The organism is Sorangium sp. So ce1036 (genome assembly GCF_051369805.1).
Lineage (GTDB): Bacteria > Myxococcota_A > Polyangia > Polyangiales > Polyangiaceae > Sorangium > Sorangium cellulosum_F.
This window is the reverse complement of the sequence record NZ_JBBMOX010000001.1, coordinates 2,681,352-2,703,423: the sequence shown is the minus strand read 5'-3', so window position 1 is coordinate 2,703,423 and position 22,072 is coordinate 2,681,352. Positions and strand designations below refer to the sequence as shown.

Below are 22,072 nucleotides of genomic sequence, written 5' to 3'. Positions count from 1 at the left end.
GGTGGGCCGCGTCAGAACGACGCCTTGGCCCCGACCTGGATCCAGCGCGGCGCGTTCGGCCGGGCGCCGAAGGGCCGGCGCGACACGATGTACTGGGAGCCGAGGACGTTCCGCGCGTTCACGTAGAGCACGAGCGGCCCGGCGACGCGCACCTTCCCGCTCGCGTCGAAGACGAGCTGCTCGTCGGTGGCGAGCGCCCGCGACATGGGCTCGCTGCCGGCCTTCTCGCGCATGGCCGACACGTAGCTCCCGCTCACGACGAGGCCGGCGCGCTCGTGCTCGACGCCGATCGAGAGGCTCGCCTGGTGCCGCGGGACGTAGGGCATCTCGTCGCCCTCCACGACCCGGCCGAAGATCGGGTCGTCCGAGGTGAAGCTCGTGAGGAACTCGGTCTGCGTGAGCGTGTAGGCCGCGGTGATCGGCAACGTCAGCGCGCCGAGCGGGATCTCGTGCTCGGCGTAGGCCTCGACGCCGTAGATCCGGGCCTCGCCCGCGTCGAACTGCCGGTCGAGCTCCGCGTCGAGGCAGCCGCTCGAGAGCGTGCAGACGTCCGTGATGTTCGAGTAATCGTTGTAATAGCCGATGATCTCGCCGCGCAGCGGTCCGTCGGCGAAGCGGGCGCCGCCCTCGTAGTTCACGCTGAGCTCGGGCTCCACGTGCTCGTCGCTCCCTGGCGCCGGGGGGCTGAAGCCGCGGTAGACGCCGGCCAGCAGCCCGAGCTCCTCGGTGAGCGCGTAGTACGCGCCCGCGCCGGGCAGGACCGCCTGCGCGAGCCGCTTCTTCTCGCTCCCGGCCGCGCGATCCACGAACGCGGAGCGCATGAGCTCGACGCGGACGCCGGGCGTCACCGTGAGCGATCCCCACGTGACGGCGTCGGTCGCATGGAGCGCGGCCGCCTCGGTCCACGCCTCGTTGAGCTGGGTCACGACGGTCGGGCCGCCGTCCGGCACGAGGGCGCCCCCGAGCACGTGAAACCCGTTCTCGCTGTGGCGGCGCTCGATCCGATCGTAGTGGAGGCGCACGCCGTACTCGAGGCGGTGCGAGAGCGGCCCGGTGGTGGTGTCCCAGCGGACGCGGGTCTCCACGCCCTGGGCGACGAACTCGCGCTCGTTGGGCCCGATGAGCAGCGCCTCCCCCGGCGTCGAGCTGTCGAGCTGCCCGGTCAGCACGGCGTAGTACACGGCGTTCTGCGGCGTGTCGGGCGCGGTGAGCACGTCGAACAGGTTGGCCCCGCGGAAGCCGTTCACCTTGCGCCACACGCGCGAGAAGTCGCTCCGGTAGAGGGTCGTCGTCACCGACATCCCGGGGAGCGGCTCGATCACGTGGGTCACGGCGGCCGCGATGCGGTGGTTCTGCATGCGGTCGAGCGCGCTCACGCCGTAGCGGCGGCGCGGGTCGTCCTCGAAATCCGCGTCCGTGAGGCCGAGGTACGTCTCGTTGGAGAGCTCCTCCGAGTAGGTGAGCTTGAGGCGGAGCTCGTTCCGGATGCGGGCGGTCGGGTCGACGAGGTAGCTGCCCTTGAGCATCACCTCGTTGCGGTAGAACCCGGTGTCCGCGCCGCGCGGGAGCTCCTTGAAGCCGTCGCTCCGGAGGTGCACGCCCTCGACGAGGACGTCCATCTGCCCGTCGCTCGTCCCGACGTACCCGTGCGCCTTGCCATAGCCGTACTGGCCGAGGGCGAGGTCCACCGCGCCCGAGGCGAGGGACGGGACGGCGCGGGTGACGAGATCCACCGTGCCGCCCACGGTCTGCGGGCCATGGGCGATGGCCCCCGGCCCCTTGATCACCCGCACGCTCGACATGCGCGTGATCAGGGGGAAGTAATAGGCCGCTGGCGCGGAGTACGGCGCGGGCGAGATGGGGACGCCGTCCTCCAGGAGCGTGACCTTCTTGCTGCGATCGGGGTTGACGCCGCGCACGCCGATGTTCGGCCGCAGGCCTACCCCATCTTCGCCCCTCACGTACACGCCCGGGACGCTGACCAGCACGGCGTGCGGGTCGTCGTGCTCGAAGCGCTCGAGCTGGCGTCCCTTGATCACGTGGGCAGAGCCCGCTGTCCTGGTCACGCGCGTGCCCGCGACCGTGACCTCCACCGGCGCCTCGCCAAGGGGAGCCGCCGCCTCCGGCGCAGCCGTCGTCTCGAGCTCCACCGGCGCCGCGGCGCTCCGAGGTGTCCCCGAGACCGGCGACTGCTCTGCGGCCTGCGGCTCTTCTGCTGCCCGCGGCTCCTCTGCTACCCGCGGCTGATCTGCGGCCCGCGACTCCTCTGCTACCCGCGGCTCCTCTGCTACCCGCGGCTGATCTGCGGCCCGCGGCTCCTCTGCTACCCGCGGCTCCTCTGCTACCCGCGGCTCCTCTGCTACCCGCGGCTGATCTGCGGCCCGCGGCTCCTCTGCGGCCCGCGGCTCCTCTGGGGTTGGTGAGCTCGGCTCAGGAGACTGTGCATGAGCTCGGGCAACGAGGAGCAGAAGCGCGGGCGCGGCGAGGCCAGGCCAGCGCAGGGAGGTGCAGAGCGACATGAATTGTAAAATTCTTACAAAACCAGAATCATCACGCCGCACGCTCGACGAAGCCTGCGACGTCCCCCCTCCAGGTCCCGCGACTATCACGGACCTGCGAAAGACTGAAAGTCAAAATCAATTAGAACCCGGGCGTCCCATGGCGGGCGTCCGGAGCCCCCGCCCCGGTCCGCTCGGGACCGAGCTGCCCCGCGCGAGAGGCCGGCCTCACCATCGAGCGTGCGGCATCTCTGCCACGGCCGTTCGCGCCGGGGCTTCGGCGCGATGTTGCAGGGCCGTCGCCGGGACGTCGCCCCTTCAGCGCATGTTCCCGCCGCTCTGGCCGTCCCGGAGCGTGCGTTGTTGAGGAGTGCTCATGAAGTACGACATCGGCATGATCTGCTCGGCCTGCGGCTGCGTCACCATCTTCCAGATCGAGGACAACACCCCGCGGCGCTGCGCCCGCTGCCACGATGTGGACGTGGATACGCCGCTCGCGCCGCGCTGCGAGCGGCCCGCGCCCCCCGGCCTGCGCGGTCGCCGGCAAGCGGCCCCGCAGCTCGACTGGATGGAGTGACTCAGACCGGCGCCCCGAGCTGCCGGAGCAGCTCGCGCACCACCGCGCGCGCGCAGTGCTCCCGGTAGGCCCGCGTCGAGCGCACGTCGTCGATCGGCGCGATGTCCTGCGCCACCGCGGCGTCGATCTCCGCCGCGGTGAGCTCGGCGAGCGGGCGCGACAGGCAGAGCGCGCGCACGCTCGGCAGGAGCGCCGTCGTGGGCGCCACCGACGCCATGCCCAGCCCGAGCCGCGTGAGCCGCCCGGATCGCACCTCGGCCACGCCCGCGAGCGCGACCTTCGAGATCGCCTGGGCCCGGCGCGCGCCGATCTTCCGCCAGTACCAGGGGGATCGCGGCGCCGGCAGCGCGATCTCCACGGCAACGATCACCTCGTCCGGCGCGCGCGACGTCCGCTTGTAGCCCGTCTGCAGCGCGCTCATCGGGATGCGCCGCTCCCCCCGGACGCTCTGCACCACGACGGTCGCGTCGTAGGCCGCGAGCGCGGCGACGCCGTCCGCGGCCGGCGACGCCGTGGCCAGGTTGCCGCCGAGCGTGCCGCGCGCCTGGATCTGCACCGCGCCCACGTCGCGGCTCATCCGTGCGAGGAGCGGCGCCCGCTCGCAGAGCACGTCGCTCCGGCGCATCTCCAGGTACGTGGTCGCGGCGCCCACCCGCAGCGTGTCGCCCGAGAGCGCGACGCCGCAGAGGTCCGGGAGCTGGGACACGTCGACGACGAGCGGCGTCGCCGCCGGCCTGCTGCCCGGCGTCGCCGCCGGCCCGCCGCCCGACGGCGCCGCCGGGCCGGGCGCGGGGGCCGCGAGCGCCGGGCCGAGCTCCTGCTCGACCATCCAGTCGGTGCCGCCGGCCAGGAGCGCGACCGGCGCGCCGAGCGCGGCCTGCTCCGCCACGAGCTCGCACAGCGAGCCCAGCCCGGACACGCGCCGCAGCTCGAACCGGGGGAGATCCGCGAGGCTCACGGCCCGGCCCCCCCCGCGCCGCCGCGGCGCAGCGCCGCCGCGGCGCGGACGCTCTCCACGATGCGCTGGTACCCGGTGCAGCGGCAGAGATTGCCCGCGAGCGCCTCGCGGACGTCGAGCTCCGACGGGTCCGGGTTCTTCGCGAGCAGCGCCTCGGCCGAGAGGAGCATGCCCGGCGTGCAGATCCCGCACTGCGCCCCGCCCTCCTCGACGAAGCAGCGCTGCAGCGGCGACAGGTGCCCCGCGCCGGCCAGGCCCTCGACCGTGATCACGCGCCGCCCGTCGCACTGGCCGATCGCGACCAGGCAGGCGTTCACGGGGTCGCCGTCGAGCAGCACCGTGCACGCGCCGCACTCGCCCTCCGCGCACCCCTCCTTGGTGCCCGTGAGCCCGAGCGGCCCCCGGAGCGCGTCGAGCAGCCGCGAGAGCGGCGGCAGGTCGACCTCGCGCGGCGAGCCGTTGACGACGAGCGAGATCTTCATGCGCGCTCCCCTCCCCCCGCGGCCGGCCGCGGCGCCGCGGCGCCACGCGCCGCCTCGAACAGGCGCTCCGGCGTGAGCGGCAGCGCGCACGCCGCGATCCCGGTCGCGTGCTCCACCGCCGCGGCCACCGCCGGGGCGCCGCCGTCCATCGGCAGCTCGCCGACGCCCTTGGCGCCGCCGCCCGGGCCGAACGGGAACGGCGACTCGAGCAGGGCCACGTGGAACGGCGGCGCGTCGAGCGACGTCGGGATGATGTAGTTGGTCATCCGCGGGTTCTTGATCTTGCCGTCGTGCCAGACGATCTCCTCGGAGAGCGCCCAGCCGATCGCCTGGAGGCTGCCGCCCTCGATCTGCCCCTTGCACATCACCGGGTGGATCGCCTTGCCCACGTCCGTAGCCGACCAGAAGCCGACGACCGTCACCTCGAAGGTGTCGAGATCCACCTCGACCTCGGCCACGTCGCACGCCCAGCCGAAGCACGGGTACGCGTCTCCCTTGTACGCCTCGTCGTCCCAGCGCACGTGGCCCGGCGGCTCGTACTGCTTCAGCGACGTCACCTGCCCCTCGCGCGCGAGCAGCCGATCGGCCGCCTCCTCGAACGAGAGCCCCGCCGGCGCCGCCGCCTGGCCGGCCCCCTGCCCGTCGTCTCCGGCCGCCTGCCGCCGCGCCGCCTCCTGCTCCTCGCGCACGCGGCCCGCCACCTCGCGCGCCGCGGCCTCGACGATCGAGCCGACCACCATCACCGTGCGCGACGCCACCGTGGGGCCCGAGTCGGGCACGGACGTCGTGCACGGCACCGCGAGCTCGACCCGATCGAGCGGAAGCCCCGCCGCGTCGGCGGCGATCTGCCGGAACACCGTCTCCGTCCCCTGGCCGATGTCCGTCGACGCCGTGCGGATGCGGAGCCGCCCGCCGGGCGCGAGATCCACCGCGACCTTGCCCTTCAGGGCACGCTCGCCCGATCCGGTGAAGCCCGCGCCGTGCATGAACACGGAGAGCCCGACCCCCCGCGCCACGCGCCCTCGCACGACCGGCCCCGCCGCGCGCTTCTGCCGGTAGCCGCTCGCCGTGATCGCCCGCTCGATGCACGCCTCGCCCGCGACGCTCTCGCGCAGCACCTGCCCCGTCGCGGTCGCGTCGCCGGGGCGCAGCACGTTCTTCGCCTTCAGGTCGAGCGGATCGCGGCCGAGCGCGCGCGCGACGCGATCGAGGTGCCGCTCGATGGCCCAGATCGTCTGCGGGGCGCCGAAGCCGCGGAAGGCGCCGTTCGGCGGCGTGTTCGTCGCGACCGCCGTCGCCTCGATCCAGACGTCCTCCCAGCGGTAAGCGCCCGCCGCGTGGAGCGCGCCCCGCGACAGGACCACCGGCGTCAGCGTCGTGTACGCCCCGCCATCCATGAGGATCCGGATCTTCAGCGCGCGCAGCGTCCCGTCCCGATCGCAGCCGGTCGTGATCTCGCACCACGCCGGGTGGCGCTTCGTCGTCGCCTCGATGTCCTCCGTCCGGTCATAGATCATCCGCACCGGCCGGCCGCTCTTCTTCGCGAGGAGCGCCGCGTGGAGCGCGAGGATCGACGGGTACTCCTCCTTGCCCCCGAAGCCGCCCCCGGTCACCGACTGCGTGACGTGGACCTGGTCGGGCGCGAGCCCGAACGCCTTGAGGAACGCCTTCTGCACGTAGAATGGGCACTGGAGCGAGCCCATCGCGTGCGCGCCCGCCGCGTCCCACCACGCGATGAACCCCTGCGGCTCGATGTAGAGCTGCTCCTGGTGGTGCGACGCGTAGGTCCCGGTGACCACGACGTCGCAGCGCGCGATCGCCGCGTCGATGGCCGCCTCGCCGCGCTCCCGGTCCGCGTCGGCGCACCCCTTGGTGATGAGGTACCGCTTGAAGACGTTGTCCTCGCCCCAGAGGATCTCCCGCCCCTCGAGCGCGGCGCGCGCGTCGAGCACCGGCGGCAGCGGCTCGATGTCGAGCGAGACGGCCGCGGCCGCCCGCGCGAGCTTCGCCCGGTCCGCGCAGCCGAGCAGCGCGATCGGCTCGTAGGCGTGGTTCACCCTGCCCGCGGCGAGGATCGGCTGATCCTCCTGGATCAGCGCGACCACGTTGACCGGGACGTCCTCGGCGAGCACCACCGTGACGTCGCTCCAGTCGAACGCGGGGTCGAGCCGCACGCCCCGGAGGATCCCGCGCGGCACCGGGCTGCGCACGGTGCGCCCGAAGATCTCGCCCGGCATCGCCGGCAGATCGTCCACGTAGCGCGACGCCCCGGTGACCTTGGGCGGGCCGTCGGCGCGGGGCACGCTGGTCCCCGCGGCAAGCGCTGAGGCTGGAGGGCTCGTCGCCATTCGTCTGCTCCTCCTCACCGACGATAGCCTGGTCCCGAGGGGAACGTCGACCCAGCGCCGCACCAACGACGCGCCGGCCCGCCGCCGGTCGACGTCGGGAGAGCTCAGGCCAGGAAGTGCGGCGGTCCCCCCAGCACCCGGATCACGTCGACCGGGACGTTCAGGTCGAGCAGCACCCCCGGATCGTCCACGTCCTCGTCCACGCACCGTTCCCCGAGCGACCTGAGGTGGTCCCGCAGCGGCGGCGGATCCGGCTCGAGGTAGCGCGCGAGCGCCTCGGCGCGCAGCACCACCGGGTGCCCGCCGCGGCCGAGGTGCCGCGGCCGCACCGCGAGCGGCGGCGCCGCGGAAGCCGCGGAAGCCTCGGAAGCAGCGCCCGCGTCGAGCCGCGCGAGCAGCCGCGCCACCGTGGCGGCGCTCGCGGGGGGCACGTCGACCGGCGTCACGACGACCGCCTCCGCGTCGCCGATGCGCGGCGCGGCGACGGCCAGCGAGCCGGCCGGCCCGAGATCATCCGGGGCGCTCCACGCGACCAGGTCGATGCCAGGCCGCACATGGGCCAGGAGGGCGTTCATGACGGAGCTGCGCACCACCACGAGCACCCGCGCGCTCTCGGCCGAGAGGCGCGCCTCCGCGTGCGCGACGGCCAGCGGCCGCTCGGAGCCGTCCTTCGTCGCCGCGGGCCAGGCGAGGAGGGCCTTCGGCCCGCCGAGCCGCTTGCCCGCGCCCGCGGCGAGCACGATCGTGACCACCCGCTTCATTCCGCCTGCTCCTCCCCTGCCGGCGCCCCGGCGATCGGCGACCACCGCGCGCGCTGGCGCCCCACGCGCCAGGCGACGAGCTCCGCCGCGAGGGCGACGCCGATCTCGGCCGGTGTGCGCGCGCCGATGTCCAGGCCGATCGGCATCCGGACCCGGGCGACGTCGCCCGCCGGCACCCCCTTCGCCTCGAGCCGCGCGCGCGTGCGCGCCGCCTTCGCACGGCTCCCCACCCCGCCCACGTAGCCGAAGCCGCGTGCGAGCGCCCACTCGATCGCCGCCTGGTCGAGGCCGTGGTCGTGCGTCATCACGAGCGCGGCCGCCTCGCCGAGCTCGCTCGGCAGGCCCGCCGTCACCTCCGGGTCGTCGTGGTCGGCAAGCACGACCCGCACCGGCTCCCCGATGCGCGCCGCCCCGGGCACGCGCGGCGCGCCGCCGGGCGCGGACAGCGCGGGCGCGGGGGCCGCGGCGGGGAGCACGCGGGCGGGATCGGCGGCGGCCGCGCGCGCGTCGCAGACGGTGACCCGGAAGCCGAGCGATGCCAGCAGCGGGGCGGCGAACGCGCCCACGTGCCCGGCGCCGATCACGAGGGCGTGCACCGCGGGCAGCATCGGCTCGATGAGGACCTCCACCGAGCCGCCGCAGCACATGCCCAGGCTCGGGCCCAGGCGGAACGTCTCGAGCTTCGGGGTGGTGGCGAGCTCGTCGAGGGCGCGCCCCATCATCCCGAGCACCGCCCGCTCGACGGCGCCGCCGCCGATCGTGCCGACCGCGGTGAGATCGTCGACGAGGCAGAGCTTCTGCCCCGGCGTCGACGGCGCGGAGCCGTGCCGCCCCACCACCGAGGCCAGCACCACCCGCCGCCCCGCCTCGAGCGCGTCGAGCGCCGCGCGCAGCACCTCGTGCGGTGAGGCCGTCCGCGGGATGATCTGGCTCAGATCCGGCATGAGGGAACTCTAGCGAGCCGGGGCCCGAAAACGAGAGCGCCCTGAGGCCCGGCGCGGAAAGAGCTTGCCGGGACGCCGCGCCTCTCGCGAGAGTCGGGCGCGCGCGGCGAGCGGCGCGCACGCGCCCTGGAGCCCGTCCGGCCGGCCCCGCCGGAAACCCCGTGAGAACGCGAAGAACCCAGACCCGATGAGCCTCCCCGCGACGCCCGAGCCCGACCTCCAGCGCTCCCTCTCCGATCCCGGCTTCACGCCGGGGCGCCGCCATTTCGCCACCCTGCTCGATCTCCTCGCGGCGGGCGGCGAGCCCGCCGCGCTGGCCGAGCGGGCGCTGCGGCGCGCCGGCGCGGCCGCGCTGCCCGCGGCGCTCGAGCGCGCGGCCGCCGCGGCGCCGGCGCAGCGCGCGCCGCTCACGCGGCTCGTCGGCAAGCTGATGGCCGCCGCGCCGATCGCGCCCGAGCTCGCCGAGCGGGCGCGCGACCACCTGCTCGCGCGCCTCGGCGACGACGATCGCCGCACGCGCCGCATGGCGGCGGTGGCGCTCGGCAAGCCGGCCGCGATGGACGCCGGGCGGCCGCGCGTCGGGGCGGCGCTCGCCGAGGCGGCGCGCGGCGAGCGCTCGCCCGACGTCCGCCGCGCGCTGATCGACGCGCTGGGCAAGGTCGGCGGCGGCGCCGCGCTCGACGCGCTGGCCGAGCTCGGGGGCGAGGACGACCTGGCCGACGCGCGCGCGCGCGCCGAGCTCCTGGCCAGGAGGACGCTGTCGCGCGGCGAGCCGTCGGCGATCGCCGGCGATCGCGCGCCGGAGCGCCCCCTCCGGGTGGCGGTGCGCGCGAGGCGCGGGCTCGAGACGATCCTCGCCGAGGAGCTCGCGGCGCTCGACCAGGGCTCGCCCGCCGGGGCGCTCGTCCCCGAGCTCCGGAGCGATCCCTGCGGCGGGACGCGCGTCGAGGTGACGCTCAGCGGCCGCCTCGACGTCCTGTTCGGGGCGCGCACGATGCTGTCGTTCGCGCTGCCCCTGCCGGAGCGCGCGCTCGACGCGGGGGGCGACCTCGCCGCGGTCGTCGCCGAGCGGCTGCTCTCGCGGGAGTCGCAGGACGCCCTGCGCCGCTTCACCCTGGGCGCGATCCGCTACCGCATCGACTGGGCCCGGGGCGGCAAGCGCCGCGCGGCGGTGTTCCGCGTCGCGACGGCGGTGGAGGCGGCGGCGCCGGAGCTCGTGAACGATCCGACCCAGAGCACGTGGGACGTGGTCGTCCACGAGGGCGCGGGCCGGGTCCGGGTCGAGCTCGCGCCGCGCTTGCCCGACCCGCGGTTCAGCTACCGGAGGGGCGACGTCCCCGCGGCCTCGCACCCGACGATCGCGGCGGCGCTCGCGCGCATCGCGGGGGTGCGCGGCGACGACGTGGTCTGGGATCCGTTCGTCGGCTCGGGCCTGGAGCTCTGCGAGCGCGCCCTGCTCGGGCCGTACCGGCGGCTCGTCGGCTCGGATCGCGATCCCCGGGCGCTCCGGATCGCGCGCGAGAACCTCGACGCCGCGGGCGCGCGCGGCGCGGAGCTCCTCCAGCGCGACGCGTGCAGCGCGCCGCCGCCGGGCGACGCGCCCACGCTGATCCTGACGAACCCGCCGCTCGGTCGCCGCGTCGAGCGCACGGGAGATCTCGACGCCCTGCTCACCCGCTTCGTCGAGAGCGCCGCGCGCGCGCTCGCGCCGGGCGGCAGGCTGGTCTGGATCTCGCCGTTCCCCGAGCGGACCGAGGCGGCCGCGCGCCGCTCAGGCCTCCGGCCCGAGGTGCTGCAGCGCGTCGACATGGGCGGCTTCGACGCCCAGATCCAGCGCTTCCACAAGGAGGCGCCCCGCGCGCGGGCGGGCCACGGCCGGGGCGAGGGTCGGCGCGAGGACGGCGGCCTCCGCCACCCTCCGCGGCGCGGCGGGCGCGGCGCCCAGGAGGCCCATCTGCGCGGCGAACAGCATCGCCCCGCCCGCCAGGAGGAGCGCCACGATCACCGCGATGATCATCCCGAGCCGCCCCGAGCGGTCGGGCGGCATGTCGCTCTCCAGGTCGACGCCGCCGGCCCCTCCGAACGGCGACGGGGGCGACGCGGCTGAGCCCAGCGCCGCCGCCTGAGCCGGAGCCGCGCTCGGCTGCGCGGCCAGGGCGCTCTGCGGGCGGGGCGACGCCTGCGGCGGCGGGCTGAACGCCCCGGCGGCGGCGGGCCCCGGGCCGATCGCCGGGCCGACCCCGGCGTCGCCGCCCCTCGGCGCGGAGGCCGCGCGCGCCCCTGCCCCCAGATCGAGCGGCGCCGCGGCCGCCGCAGCGGGGCGATCGTGCGCCCCCACGCCCGCGAGGGCCGGCGGCGAGCCGGGGAGCGCCGCCGCCATGGCCGGGTGCGGCGCCGCCGGCGTGTTCAGCGGGGCCTCCCGCGTCCGCGTGGGGACGTCGTCCTCGTCGTCCTCGGCGTCGACCAGCGCGGGCGCGTTCAGCGTGGGCGCGTCGAGCGTCAGCTCATCATCGAGGACCTCGGCGGGATCGACGAGGCGGGGCACGGCGTCGGCCTGCGCGTGCGAGCCCGCCCGCGGATCGCGCCCTGCGCCTGGACGATCGCGCCCGAGGAGCGGCGGCGCCGGCGCGCCGGCGGCGGACGGGTCCGGAGAGGCCGCCGCCTGCGACGCCGCGCTCACGCCGGGCCGGCCGGCGGGGCTCACCCGGTACGCGGCGGACGCCGTGCCTCCGGGTGGGGTGGCGGCCGCTGGCCCGGCCGCCACGTGGGCCCCCAGGGGAGGCGTCCCCCGCATGATCGTCAGCAGATCGTCCTCGGGCTCGCGGTCGTCGCCGAACGACTGCGTCAGCGGCACCGCCCCCACCCCCGGAACGCGCCCTCGCGCGACCGGCGCGCGGCCGCCCGCGGCCGGGGCGACCGCGGCCGCCGCGGCCCTGGGGACCGACGCGACGCCCGGCCTCGGGGGCGCCGCGCCGCCGGGCGCGGCCGGCGCCGCCGGGCGCGCGGGCTGCGCGGGCGTCGGCGGCAGACCGGCCTGGAGCGCCGCCGTGCGCTGCGCGATGAGCTCGTTGAGCTGTGCCGAGCTCAGCGGCGCAGGGCGCATCAGCGTGCGCACCTCGTCGTCGTCCTCGTCGTCGTTCGTCGAGTCCTCGTCGTCGAGCGGGAGCAGCGTGCGCGCCGCGGGATCGGGGTGCCACTCCTCGAGGGCGCGCCGGAAAGCGGCGGCGTTCGTCGTGCGCAGGGAGCGATCGCGCTGGAACGCGTCGTCGAGGACGCGCTGGAGATCGTCGTCGCCGACGTCGAAGACCGCGAGCGGCGCCGGCGAGGCGTTCGCGATGCGCTGCCGCGTCTCGGCGTCGCTCGCGCCGCCGAACGCGCTCGCCCCGGTGAGCACCTCGTAGAGCGTCGCCGCGATGGCCCACACGTCGTCGCCGGGCGAGAGCGTCCCGCCCGCGACGCGCTCGGGCGACTGGTAGGCGATGCGGCTCGGCGTCTGGCGCAGATCGGCCAGGATGGCCTTCGAGGTCCGATCGACGGCCGCCGTGAGCACGCACTCGGGCGAGATGGCGCCGTGCGCCACGCCGAGGGCGTGCAGCGCCTCGATCCTCTTCGCGAGGCGAATGGCCCAGCCCACGGCGTCGAGCTCGTTCAGCGGGCCATCGCGCGAGATCCGAGTTGCAAGCGTTTCCACTTACGGAGCCAGGGTAGTACCGGTCCGCGGAAGTTTGTACCTGGATCCGCGCGCAGCTCGCGCCCAGGACGGCCGATTCCGGGGTGCACGTCGCGCCGCGAACGTTCCGGGGCGGCGCCCTCGGGGGCGGCGCGGCCTCACGGAGGCAGCGGCGGGCGGCCGGTCACCTCACGGCCGCTCGCCCCCGGCCGCGTCGGTCGGGACGATGCGGACCCTCCGCACCCTCCGGCCGGCGACGTCCATCGCCACCAGCGTGTAGCCCTCGCACTCGACGCGCTCGCCCGCCTCGGGCGGGTGCTCGAGCCGGCCCAGCATGTAGCCGCCGACCGTCTCGACGGTCTTCACCTCGGGCCGCAGCGCGATGTGCGCGTCGCGCTCCAGGTCCGCGAGCAGCACGCGGCCGTCGACGTCGACGATGCCGCCGCCGCGGCGGTGGATGGGCGGCACCTCCTCGTCGTTCTCGTCCCGGATCTCGCCGACGATCTCCTCGATGAGGTCCTCCATCGTGACGAGCCCGATGAACTCGCCCGAGGCCGAGGTGATGATCGCCACGGGCACCTGGCGCGCCTGCATCTCGAGGCGGAGGCGCTCGACCGAGGTGTTCTCGCGCGCGAAGATCGGCTTGCGGAGCAGCTCGGCCACGCGCGCCGCGCGGCGGCGCTGGCTCAGGACGTCGAACAGGTCGCGGAGGTGCAGGTAGCCGAGCACGTTCTTGCCGTGGTCGTCGAGCACCGGGTACCGGGAGTAGCCGGCGTCGGCCACGATCCGCACCGCCTCCTCGATCGTCATGTTGGCGCGCAGGGTCGACGCGTCGGAGCGGAGCGACATCACGTGCCGCGCCGTGCGCCGGCGCAGATCGAAGATCCGCACGAGCATGCTGCGCAGCGCCGGGTCGAGCCCCGCGGGGCTCCTGGTCAGGAGCAGCCGGAGCTCCTCCGAGGTGTGCGCGATCTCCTCCTCGCCGACCGGCCGGAGCCCGAAGAGCCGCACGAACCCGTTCGCCATCGAGTTGAGCACCCAGATGACCGGCCACATCAGCACGAAGAAGAAGTGCAGCGGCCGCGCCGCCCAGAGCGTGACCTTCTCCGTCCGCTGGATGGCGAGCGATTTCGGGGCGAGCTCGCCGATCACGGTGTGGAGCGCCGTGATGCAGATGAACGCGATGCCCACGGCGATGGCGTGCGCGCCGACGCCCGACCAGGCGTCGAGCGGCGTGAGCAGCGGCTCGATGAGGTGCGCGAGCGCCGGCTCGCCGATCCAGCCGAGCCCGAGGGACGCGAGGGTGATGCCGAGCTGGTTCGCGGAGAGGTACGCGTCGAGCTGCTGCGACATCTGGAGCGCGAGCCGTGCCCGCGCGTCCCCGTCGCGCACGAGCTGCTCCAGCCGCGTCGGCCGCATCTTGACAATGGCGAACTCGGAGGCGACGAAAAACGCGTTCAGGAGCACCAGCAGCGCGGTGCCCACGAGATAGACCAGTGTCATGCCGCTCGACGTCCTCCGGGCGCGCCGGCCCCCCCGCGCCCCCTCGACGATGGGCCGCGCTCAGATCCGCGCACGGTCGAGGATCTTGCTTCGCAGGGCCGGGTCGTCGTTGCTGAGCCCCTCGACGAGCGCATCGGCCGGGGATTGCCCCTTGGCGATGAGCGCGCCGATCCGCTCGAGGTGGACGCGCTCGTCCTTGCCGTTCCGGTTCATGCGCGCGCGCCGCGCGAGGCCGCCCGAGGCGATCCCGAGGAGCCGCTCGGCCAGGGCCGCGAGCGGCTTGCCGCGGAACGTCGCGCGGAGCGCGCGCTCGGCGATCTGGGGGCGCACGGCCTCGAGCTCGTCGAACCGGAAGCTCTCGGACAGGGCGTCGGCCTCGTCGAGCGCGCGCGCGTCGTACAGGATCCCTGCCCACAGCGCCGGGAGCGCGCAGACCAGGTTGGCCGGCAGCGAGTCCGCGCCGCGCACCTCGATGGTCCGCTTCAGCCTGACCTCGGGGAAGAGGGTGTTGAGGTGCATCTCCCAGTCGGCGCGGGTGGCCCGGTGCCCCTGGAAGCCGCGCTCCAGGAACTCGCCGAACGTCTGGCCCGTGTTCTCGATCACGTCGCCGTCGCGCTTGATGAGGAACATCGGCGCCTCGAGCGCCCACGCGACGTAGTCCGAGAAGCGCCGGCCGCGCTCGAGCACGTTGCGGAGCAGCCCTTGCCGCGCCGGATCGACGTCGAGCCAGACCCTGGCGCGGTAGCTCCGCCCGCCGAACAGCGCCCCCTCGTAGAACGGGGAGTTCGCGAAGATCGCCGTCACGAGCGGGGAGAGCCGGAGCGCGACGCGGAGCGCGCGCATCGCCCCCTCCTCGGTGGCGTAGTCGAAGTTCGCCTGCACGGTGGCGGTGCGGCGCATCATGTCGAGGCCGTGCGCGCCGCGCGTCGGCAGGTAGCGCCGCATGATGGCGTAGCGGGCCTTGGGCACCCAGGGGAGATCGGCCTGCGCGGCGAACGGATGGAACCCGATCCCGAGCCAGGCGAAGTCGAGCTCGGCCGAGATGTCGCGCAGCTCCGCGAGGTGCCCGCACATCTCCATGCAGATCTGATGGATGTTCTCGAGGGGCGCGCCGGACAGCTCGAGCTGCCCGCCCGGCTCGAGGGTCACCGAGGCGCCAGCCCGGGCGAGCGCGATCAGCGGACCGCCGGGCGCCTCGTGCTCAGGGGTCCACCCGTGCCGCTCGACGAGCGCCTGGAGCACGGTCAGAACGCTCCGCTCGCCCTCGTAGGGGATGGCCGCGCCCGTCCTGGCGTCGACGCCGAACTTCTCGGCCTCGGCGCCGATCCGGTGGAGCGGCTCGGGCTTGAGGGCGTCGTGAAAGGGAAACAGCAGATCGTCGAACGTCTTCAGGGGTTCGGATCTCGACTCGCTCGCCTGGCTTGCGTCGGCCATCTTCACGTTTCCGGTTTGTGTCGTTCTCGCCTATAGCGCGCGCCTGAGCAGGGACGCGCGCTGCGTCGCACGGAGCATCTTCGCGAGCGCGCCGAGGTGCGCCAGCGTCGTCCCCGTTCCTCCCCCCATCATCCGCGCGCCCGCCTCGATGAGGCGCGCCGCCGAGGTCGCCCAGGCGTCGCACGCCTCGGCCGGCGCGAGGCGGTCGGCCCCGTCGCGCGGCGCGGGCTCGACGCCGAGCAGCAGGCCGATCTGAGCCTCGTGGGCGACGCTCTCGAGGCGCCGCAGGACGCCGAGCCCGAGATCGGCGGACGCGACCTCGAAGAGCAGCGCGTCCGCTCCGCTGTCGAGCGCCGTCCGGGCGACCTCCTCGATCCCCTCGCCGTCGATCGTGCGCCCGGCGCCGTCGAGCTCCACGAGCGCCCACGTCGCCAGCTGCGTCGAGCTGGCGCTGACCACCGCGGCGCGCCGGGCGAGCCGAGCGATCTGGGGAGGGACGCACGCCGCCTGGGCCGGATCGAAGCCGCACGCAACGAGGATCTCGCAGCCGGCCGCCACGAGCCTGGCCGCATGGACCGCGTAGTCTTCCGCAATCCGCTCGGCCATGGGCGCGGCAGCAGTGTGGCCCAGGATACCGGCGACCGCCACACGGCGCGGGGCCGCGCCTGCTGCTTCCGTTGCGAGCTCGACCGCGGTCCCCGTCAGCGCGGCGGCGCGGAACGCCATCCCGATGGGCGCCAGCGCGCGCGTCGTCGTCGCGGCGGTGAGCGCGCGAACGACGTCGACCCCCAGCGCGACCTCCTGCTCGTGGAGCTCCGCGACGGCCCGCGGCGACTCGCGGAGCAGCCGACCGACGGCGGTGTTGGAAGAGACCACCGCGCCCCGGCCCCGGAGCGAAGCGAGCGGATCGCCGCTGAGGATGAGCGGACGACCCGTCGGAGGCCGGGAGGTGGAGGCCTCGGGCGCGTTCACGTCCTTCGCTGTTTTCCAGGGCTCCTCTACCACCGGTCTATATGGGGAAACTAGCCCAAGACGAGCCTTCCGCGTCGCGAAATGGTGCAGACCAGCGGGCCAGGGCACAGCGAGCCACGCGGCGCGCTCGGGAACGGCCCGACGGACGCCGGTCTGCGTCGGGCGCGGCACAGGGGCGGAGCAGGGGATCCGCGGTCACTCTGGCCTCGGCTGTGCCACGGACCGCCCCGCCGCGGCGAGCCTCCTGCCACCTCCGTCGCGGCCCCGGCGCGCGACGAACTTCCTGTCGAAGAGCCGCACCCGCCGGACGAACAGATCGAGCAGGAAGACCGCCATGGCGGCATAGATGAACCGCGGCCAGAGCTCCTCGTGGAAGGTCACCTTCTCCCCGCGGGGGTCGAAGATGGCGGCCACGCCGCTCGGATCGACCCCACCGCCGGTCGACGCCGCGGCCTTCTCGAGCGTCGCGAGCTCCGGCTCGAAGCTGGCGTACTCGCGGGGGTACGGGTTCGAGACGTGGCCGTAGCTGACCGCGACGGCGCGGAGCGAGCCGTCCTCGGCCTCGCGCAGGTGCTCCGCCCGCAGCAGGAACGATCCGTACCGATCCAGCGGGAGCGCGACCTCGTACCGCCCCGGCGCGGTCTGGCGCATCTCGACGACCCGCGTCGCCCCGCCCGGCTCGGGCCCGATGATGCTGAGCCGGGAGGTCAGGTGGTTCTCGAACCGGTCGTCGGCCCCGAACGCATCGACGGACGCGCGCAGCTCGCCGCCCACGATCTCGGCCTTCATGTCGAGCTCACGCCGGTGCTTCGTGCGCATGTGCTCGTGGACGAGCTGACCCCAGAACCTCTCGAAGCCGGGCCAGCGCAGCCACTCCACGGCCCAGCGCGCCTTGACGTCGCTCGTCCAGGCCAGCGTCCAGCCGAGGCCGACGCGCCACCGCGCCAGGATCGGCTCCTCGGTGTCGCTCGTGAGCAGCTCCTGGGCCGGCGGCGGCTTCAGCTTGGTCGAGACGTAGCCGTGGAGGTTCGGCGCGGTGCGGACGTCGATGCCGCGGAGGAACGCCGCGTCGCCCACCTGGGTGACCGGGAACCACTCCTCGACCGCGGCGGAGCGCGCGATCATCTCGGTCTCCTTGGTGAAGATCCGCGGCAGGTTGTTCGGATCGGGGACCGCGTGGAAGCGCCCCCCGCCCACGTCGGCGATCATCTTGAGCAGCTGCTCGTCGAGGTCGTTCCCGAGCCCCACGGTCGTCACGGTGATCGACTCGGCGATCATCGCGGACACGAGATCGCGGATGCCGCCCGTCGACGCCTTGCCGTCGGTGAGGAGGATGACGTGCTTCTTGCGCGCCTGGGTCACCGTCATGTCCTGGTAGGCGGCGTCGAGCGCGGAGAAGATCTCGGTCCCGCCCCCCGGCTGGATGCGCGCGATCTCGCCGGCGATGCGCGAGCGATTGCGCGCGGGCTGCATCTTCACGTAGCGGGTCGGCGCCGAGTCGAACGCGATGACCTCGATCAGGTCGTCCGACGACAGGACCCCCGCGGTCGCCTTCGCCGCGGCCTTGGCCATCTCGATCGGCAGGCCGGTCATCGACCCCGAGCGGTCCATGACGAGCGCCATCGCGACGCTCGGCATGTCCTTCTTCCGCTCGTTGTCCATCCGCACTGGAAGGATCCGCTCGATGGTGGTGCGGTACCAGCCGCCGAGGCCGTAGCCGGACTCGCCGCCGGCGAAGAGGAACCCTCCGCCGAGATCGCGCACGTAGCGCTCGATGATCTCCTGCCCCTGCAGGCTGAGCGCCTCCTTCGGCGTGTCGGACACGATCAGGAAATCGTAGCGTTCCATCTCCTTGAGGGAGCCCGGGAAGCCGGCCGGCGGCCTGACGTCGACGTCGAACTGCTGCGCGGTGAGCGCGCTCGAGAGCGGGCCCGCGTGCTGCGGCGTCCCCTCGATGTAGAGCACCGACGGGCGCCCCGGCACGTCGATGGTGGTCGCGTACCGGTTGTTCTCCTTGAACTTGTCGTCCGCGATCTCGTCGAGCTCGAGCGCGTAGGTCACCTGCCCCGCGATGCGCACGACGCTCTTGAACACGACGTCGTTCGGCCCCGCCTTGAGCTCGAGGCTCCGGACGCCCTCGAGCCCGTTCAGCGCCTCGCCCTGGAACAGCCGCGCCCGGGCTCTGGTGGCGCGGCTGGCGTAGATGTCGGCGTGGATCTCGAACGTCTCGCCGACCTTCACCCGGTCCGGCATCCTGAGCTCGCGCACCGCGACCTCGGGCGGCGCGGGCCGCCGGTACGGGATGGCGAAGAGCCTCACCCCGAAGTCACGCGCCCGGTTCGCCTCGGCGAGCACGTCGCCGTCGGTCTGGACGCCGTCCGACATCAGCACGGCGCGCTTGAGGTAGCCGGGCGGGTACAGCCCGTAGGCGAGCTGCAGCGCCGCCTGGAGGTTCGATCCTGCGCCGAGATCGCCGCGCTGCCCCTTCTCGTCGAGGTGGCGCCCGATGGCCGGCGCGCGCCGCGCCGCGTCGCGGCCGGCCGCCTCCCCGGCGGCGCGCTCGACGAGCCGAGGCCGCCGCGCGAAGGTGATCACCTTGACGACGCCGTCCTCCGGCTTCTCGGCGAACGCCCGGTCGAGCGCCGCGCGCGCGTCGTCGAGCGCCTCGTCCGTGACCGACTCCGAGACGTCGATGAGGTAGACGGTGGCGACCTTCTCCGTGGTCGCGGTCCGCGCGAGCCGCGACAGCCCGAGCGCGATCAGCGCGACGAAGGCGATCCGGAGCAGGACCGAGATCACGCGCTGCGGGAGGGGGAGATCGGCGAGCGATCCCGCGAGCACGCCGACGAACCAGGGCGCGAGCAGGAGCGCGCCGAGCATCTTCGGGTTGAGGAGCTCGTACTTCACGCCCTCGCGCACCCACGTGAGCGTCGGATCCGGGTGCAAGAGGACGTATCTCCGGTACGCCCAGAACAGGATCCCCGCGAGGGCGACGCAGGTGATGGCCCACGCGACGACGCGGAATCTGCGGTCGCTGAACGCGCTCACACCGTCACCCTCCTGTGATACGTGAGCCACTCGATCGCGGTCACGAGGAGCACCGCCGCGAGCAGGTAAACCCAGAGCTCCCGCCGGACGCCGATCTTGAACTCGCTCACCGCGCCGGCGCTCTGGCCGCCGACCTTGAGCTCGGCCGCGGGGGCGATCGCGCTCTCCTCCGGGGCGGAGAGGTTGGCGGCGAACATGCTCTCCTCCGCCGCGCCGCCGGCGCCGACGCGCAGCGTGTAGAAGCCGGCGTGCTGCCCCAGGAACACGGCCCGCCCGTCCTGGATCGGGACGGTCCGCTCCGTCCCGTCGGGCTGCTCCAGGGTGGCCGTCTCCGCGGAGGAGGACGCCGGGATGTGCCACACGGCGCCCGTGCGGAACGAGGAGATGTAGCCCGTGTCCTCCTCCACGAAGTTGTTGATGGCGTTGAGCAGGAAGAGCGGCCAGGCGATGCGGAGGGGGAAGTCGCTCTCGCGGACGTCGAACCCCAGCGCGACGAACTTCACGCCGCCGCGCCGCCCCTCGATGAGCAGCGGGCCCTTGTAGCTCCGCCCGACGACCCTGTCTTCCTTGTCGCCCTTGAGCGCGTGGGCGCGCGCGATGTTCACGTCGCTGAGCGCCGTGTACCGGAGGAGCGGGTGCTTCGCGTCGAGCTCGTCGAACCCCAGGCGGTAGCTCGGATCGTCGTCCAGGATCTCCTTGCCCACCTCGAACGGGAGGTTGGCCCCGGTCGGGTTGAGGTAGAGCAAGCTCCCGCTCCCCGGCGCGACGTTCGGCGTCACGCCGTCGAAGATGGTCACGTCGAACGAGGAGCCCGCCGGGTAACGCTGCGGCTCGACGAACGTCACGTCGAGGTACTCGTCGAGGAGCAGCGCCGCCTCGAGGAACATGTTCCCCGCGGAGACGACCTGCACGCGCGCGCGGCGCCGCTCGGGCAAGAGCGCGTAGGCGCGGTCGTCCGCGGGCAGGTCGTCGGAGCTGCCGTCGGCCAGCGAGAGCCTCGCCTCGAGCGACTTCGAGGCGCCGGAGAGGTTCGGATAGAAGCGGGGCAGCTCCTCCTTGGGCTTGAGCCGGATGCGCGTCAGATCGGTGAGCTGGCCGTCGCCGAGCAGCGACAGCTCGAGATCGAGCGGCTCGTCGCTCGTGTTGGTGACCTCGAGCATCACCTCGTAGCGGCTCTTGTCGAGGGGGTAGCGCCGCACCGAGAACTCGGTGATGGCGGCGTTCCTCGCCCCCTCGCCGACGGGCAAGAACGAGAGCTTGACGTCGCCGAGGCGCACGGGCCCGCCGGCGTCGGCGGGCTCGCCGAGGGCGCCGTCGCTCACGACGATGATCTCCGGCGACGGCAGCCCGCTCAGGGTGTCGCTCGCGAAGCGGAGCGCGCGCGCGAAGTCGGCGGCCGCGTCGGTCGGCTTCACGGCCGCGACGGCCGCCTCGAGCTCCGCGATCTCTCCGGTGAGCGTGGACAGGGGCGTGACGGCCGCGTCCATCTGGGCCAGCAGCATGCGGTCGCTGCCGGAGAGGCCGCGGACCATCTTCCTGACCTCCTCCTTCGCGCGCTCGAGGCGCGAGGGCGCCACGTCGATGGCCTGCATGCTCGCGCTCGCGTCGATGAGGACGACGATGTTGCGCCCCTCGATGAGGTTCGCCTCCGGGCGCGGATCTCCGAGCGCGAGCAGGAGCAGCGCGAGCAGCGCGAGCTGCAGGAGCAGCGAGAGGAGCCGCTTGAGCTGCGAGAACAGGCTCGTCGCCTCCTTGTCCCGGAGGACGCGCTCCCAGATCTTCGAGAAGGGCACCGCGACAGGGCGCCGGCGCAGCTTGAGGATGTAGAAGACGACGACCACCGCGCCGGCGAGGGCGCCGATCTGGAGCAGGGTCGCGAGCGGGACGCCGGTGAAGTGCATGGCCGCTACCGGAGGAAGCCGCCTCTGCGGAACACGCGCAGGATCAGCTCATCGAAGGGGACGGACACGTCGGCGCGGAAGTAGCTCACCTGCCGCGACGTGCAGAAGCGGCGGATCTCGTCGAGGTACTGCTCGTACGCCTCGGCGTACCGGTCGAGCACCTTCGCCGTCACGGTGACCTCGCGCTCGTCGCCGGTCTCGCAGTCGTAGACGCGCACGTCGCCGCGGAGCGCGGGCCGGGCCTCGCGCGCGTCGACGATGTGGAGCACGAACGGCTCGAAGCGGTTGTACCGGAGCACGTTGATCCCGCGCTCGAAGCCCACCGGGTCGTACAGATCGCTGAGGACGACGGCGAGCCCGCGCCGCTTGTGCTGCGCCACGAAGGTCTTCATCGCCTCCCCGAGGTCGGTCGCGCCCTCGGCGCGCGCCTGCCCGAGGAAGCGGAAGATCCTGAAGATGCGGGCCTTGCCTCGCGTCGACTGCATGCGCCCGCTGATCTCGTCGGTCGCGGTGACGATCGCGATCCGGTCGAGGTTGGCGAGGCCCACGTAGGCCAGCGCCGCGCAGAGGCGCTTCGCGTGCCTGAGCTTCTCGCCGTCGCCGAACGACATCGACGCCGACGTGTCCAGGATGAAGTAGATCGAGAGATCTTCCTCCTCCTCGTAGAGCCGGATGAGGAGGCGATCGAAGCGCTGGTACGCGGCCCAGTCGAGGTACCTGAAGTCGTCGCCGGCGACGTAGTCGCGGTGATCGGCGAACTCGACCCCGGAGCCGGTCTTCTTGGTCCGCCGCTCCGCGCGCATCGCGCCCGAGAAGACGCGGCGGCTCACCATCGCGAGGTAGTCGAGCTTGCGCTGGAACTCGTCGTCGAAGAGCTCCTCGTCGGGAGCGGCACCGGAGAGCCCACGGACCCGGCGCAGCGGCGCAGCGGCCCTCTTGAACGCGTCGAAGAGCCCCATCTTACCTTCGGCGATCC

At 74.0% G+C, this 22,072-nt stretch carries 14 protein-coding genes; 2 read left to right on the top strand and 12 right to left on the bottom strand.

The window, feature by feature from the left end; genetic code table 11:
* Positions 1 to 11: 11 nt before the first annotated feature.
* Entirely contained in the window at positions 12 to 2,150 is a 2,139-nt protein-coding gene (locus WMF31_RS10360; RefSeq protein ID WP_436601773.1) for a TonB-dependent receptor family protein, read from the bottom strand.
* A gap of 724 nt (positions 2,151 to 2,874) precedes the next feature.
* Here WMF31_RS10360 and WMF31_RS10355 point away from each other — a divergent pair.
* Positions 2,875 to 3,075 (top strand): hypothetical protein, encoded by a 201-nt coding sequence (locus WMF31_RS10355; RefSeq protein ID WP_436601772.1) that lies wholly within the window; start codon positions 2,875 to 2,877, stop codon positions 3,073 to 3,075.
* 1 nt (position 3,076) lies between these two features.
* Here WMF31_RS10355 and WMF31_RS10350 read toward each other — a convergent pair whose 3' ends face one another.
* The 5 genes from WMF31_RS10350 to WMF31_RS10330 form a co-directional block, all read right to left on the bottom strand.
* On the bottom strand, positions 3,077 to 4,033 hold the full coding sequence (locus WMF31_RS10350) for an FAD binding domain-containing protein (protein ID WP_436601771.1): 957 nt from the start codon (positions 4,031 to 4,033) through the stop codon (positions 3,077 to 3,079).
* Positions 4,030 to 4,515 (bottom strand): (2Fe-2S)-binding protein, encoded by a 486-nt coding sequence (locus WMF31_RS10345; protein ID WP_436601770.1) that lies wholly within the window; start codon positions 4,513 to 4,515, stop codon positions 4,030 to 4,032. Before WMF31_RS10345 ends, WMF31_RS10350 begins: the two co-directional genes overlap by 4 nt.
* Positions 4,512 to 6,818, bottom strand: coding sequence for a xanthine dehydrogenase family protein molybdopterin-binding subunit (locus tag WMF31_RS10340; RefSeq protein WP_436601769.1), 2,307 nt, complete (start codon positions 6,816 to 6,818; stop codon positions 4,512 to 4,514). The genes WMF31_RS10345 and WMF31_RS10340 overlap by 4 nt, the downstream gene beginning before the upstream one ends.
* Before the next feature lie 149 nt (positions 6,819 to 6,967).
* A complete protein-coding gene (locus WMF31_RS10335) occupies positions 6,968 to 7,624 on the bottom strand; it encodes an NTP transferase domain-containing protein (protein ID WP_436601768.1) in 657 nt (218 codons plus the stop codon).
* Entirely contained in the window at positions 7,621 to 8,568 is a 948-nt protein-coding gene (locus WMF31_RS10330; protein ID WP_436601767.1) for an XdhC family protein, read from the bottom strand. Before WMF31_RS10330 ends, WMF31_RS10335 begins: the two co-directional genes overlap by 4 nt.
* A gap of 187 nt (positions 8,569 to 8,755) precedes the next feature.
* Here WMF31_RS10330 and WMF31_RS10325 point away from each other — a divergent pair, with 187 nt between their 5' ends.
* A complete protein-coding gene (locus WMF31_RS10325) occupies positions 8,756 to 10,675 on the top strand; it encodes a HEAT repeat domain-containing protein (RefSeq protein ID WP_436601766.1) in 1,920 nt (639 codons plus the stop codon).
* 1,752 nt (positions 10,676 to 12,427) lie between these two features.
* Here WMF31_RS10325 and WMF31_RS10320 read toward each other — a convergent pair.
* From WMF31_RS10320 to WMF31_RS10295, 6 genes are all read right to left on the bottom strand, one after another.
* Entirely contained in the window at positions 12,428 to 13,741 is a 1,314-nt protein-coding gene (locus WMF31_RS10320; RefSeq protein ID WP_436601765.1) for a hemolysin family protein, read from the bottom strand.
* A 60-nt stretch (positions 13,742 to 13,801) separates the two neighbouring features.
* Positions 13,802 to 15,175, bottom strand: coding sequence for a glutamate--cysteine ligase (locus WMF31_RS10315; protein ID WP_436601764.1), 1,374 nt, complete (start codon positions 15,173 to 15,175; stop codon positions 13,802 to 13,804).
* A gap of 30 nt (positions 15,176 to 15,205) precedes the next feature.
* Positions 15,206 to 16,147: a homocysteine S-methyltransferase family protein gene (locus tag WMF31_RS10310; protein ID WP_436601763.1), complete on the bottom strand. Its 942-nt coding sequence runs from the start codon at positions 16,145 to 16,147 to the stop codon at positions 15,206 to 15,208.
* Between the two features lie 195 nt (positions 16,148 to 16,342).
* Entirely contained in the window at positions 16,343 to 19,195 is a 2,853-nt protein-coding gene (locus WMF31_RS10305; protein WP_436601762.1) for a VWA domain-containing protein, read from the bottom strand.
* Positions 19,192 to 21,096 carry a vWA domain-containing protein gene (locus WMF31_RS10300; RefSeq protein ID WP_436601761.1) on the bottom strand — a complete coding sequence of 635 codons (1,905 nt, stop codon included), beginning with the start codon at positions 21,094 to 21,096 and terminating at the stop codon, positions 19,192 to 19,194. Before WMF31_RS10300 ends, WMF31_RS10305 begins: the two co-directional genes overlap by 4 nt.
* 5 nt (positions 21,097 to 21,101) lie before the next feature.
* A complete protein-coding gene (locus tag WMF31_RS10295; RefSeq protein WP_129351349.1) occupies positions 21,102 to 22,055 on the bottom strand; it encodes a DUF58 domain-containing protein in 954 nt (317 codons plus the stop codon).
* Positions 22,056 to 22,072: the final 17 nt, after the last annotated feature.

Bases quoted from the DNA above. Each gene is read 5' to 3' on its own strand.
- WMF31_RS10355 (WP_436601772.1), top strand. From the start codon at position 2,875: ATGAAGTACGACATCGGCATGATCTGCTCGGCCTGCGGCTGCGTCACC.
- WMF31_RS10345 (WP_436601770.1), bottom strand. From the start codon at position 4,515: ATGAAGATCTCGCTCGTCGTCAACGGCTCGCCGCGCGAGGTCGACCTG.
- WMF31_RS10335 (WP_436601768.1), bottom strand. From the start codon at position 7,624: ATGAAGCGGGTGGTCACGATCGTGCTCGCCGCGGGCGCGGGCAAGCGG.
- WMF31_RS10330 (WP_436601767.1), bottom strand. From the start codon at position 8,568: ATGCCGGATCTGAGCCAGATCATCCCGCGGACGGCCTCACCGCACGAG.
- WMF31_RS10325 (WP_436601766.1), top strand. From the start codon at position 8,756: ATGAGCCTCCCCGCGACGCCCGAGCCCGACCTCCAGCGCTCCCTCTCC.
- WMF31_RS10320 (WP_436601765.1), bottom strand. From the start codon at position 13,741: ATGACACTGGTCTATCTCGTGGGCACCGCGCTGCTGGTGCTCCTGAAC.
- WMF31_RS10315 (WP_436601764.1), bottom strand. From the start codon at position 15,175: ATGGCCGACGCAAGCCAGGCGAGCGAGTCGAGATCCGAACCCCTGAAG.
- WMF31_RS10300 (WP_436601761.1), bottom strand. From the start codon at position 21,096: ATGCACTTCACCGGCGTCCCGCTCGCGACCCTGCTCCAGATCGGCGCC.
- WMF31_RS10295 (WP_129351349.1), bottom strand. From the start codon at position 22,055: ATGGGGCTCTTCGACGCGTTCAAGAGGGCCGCTGCGCCGCTGCGCCGG.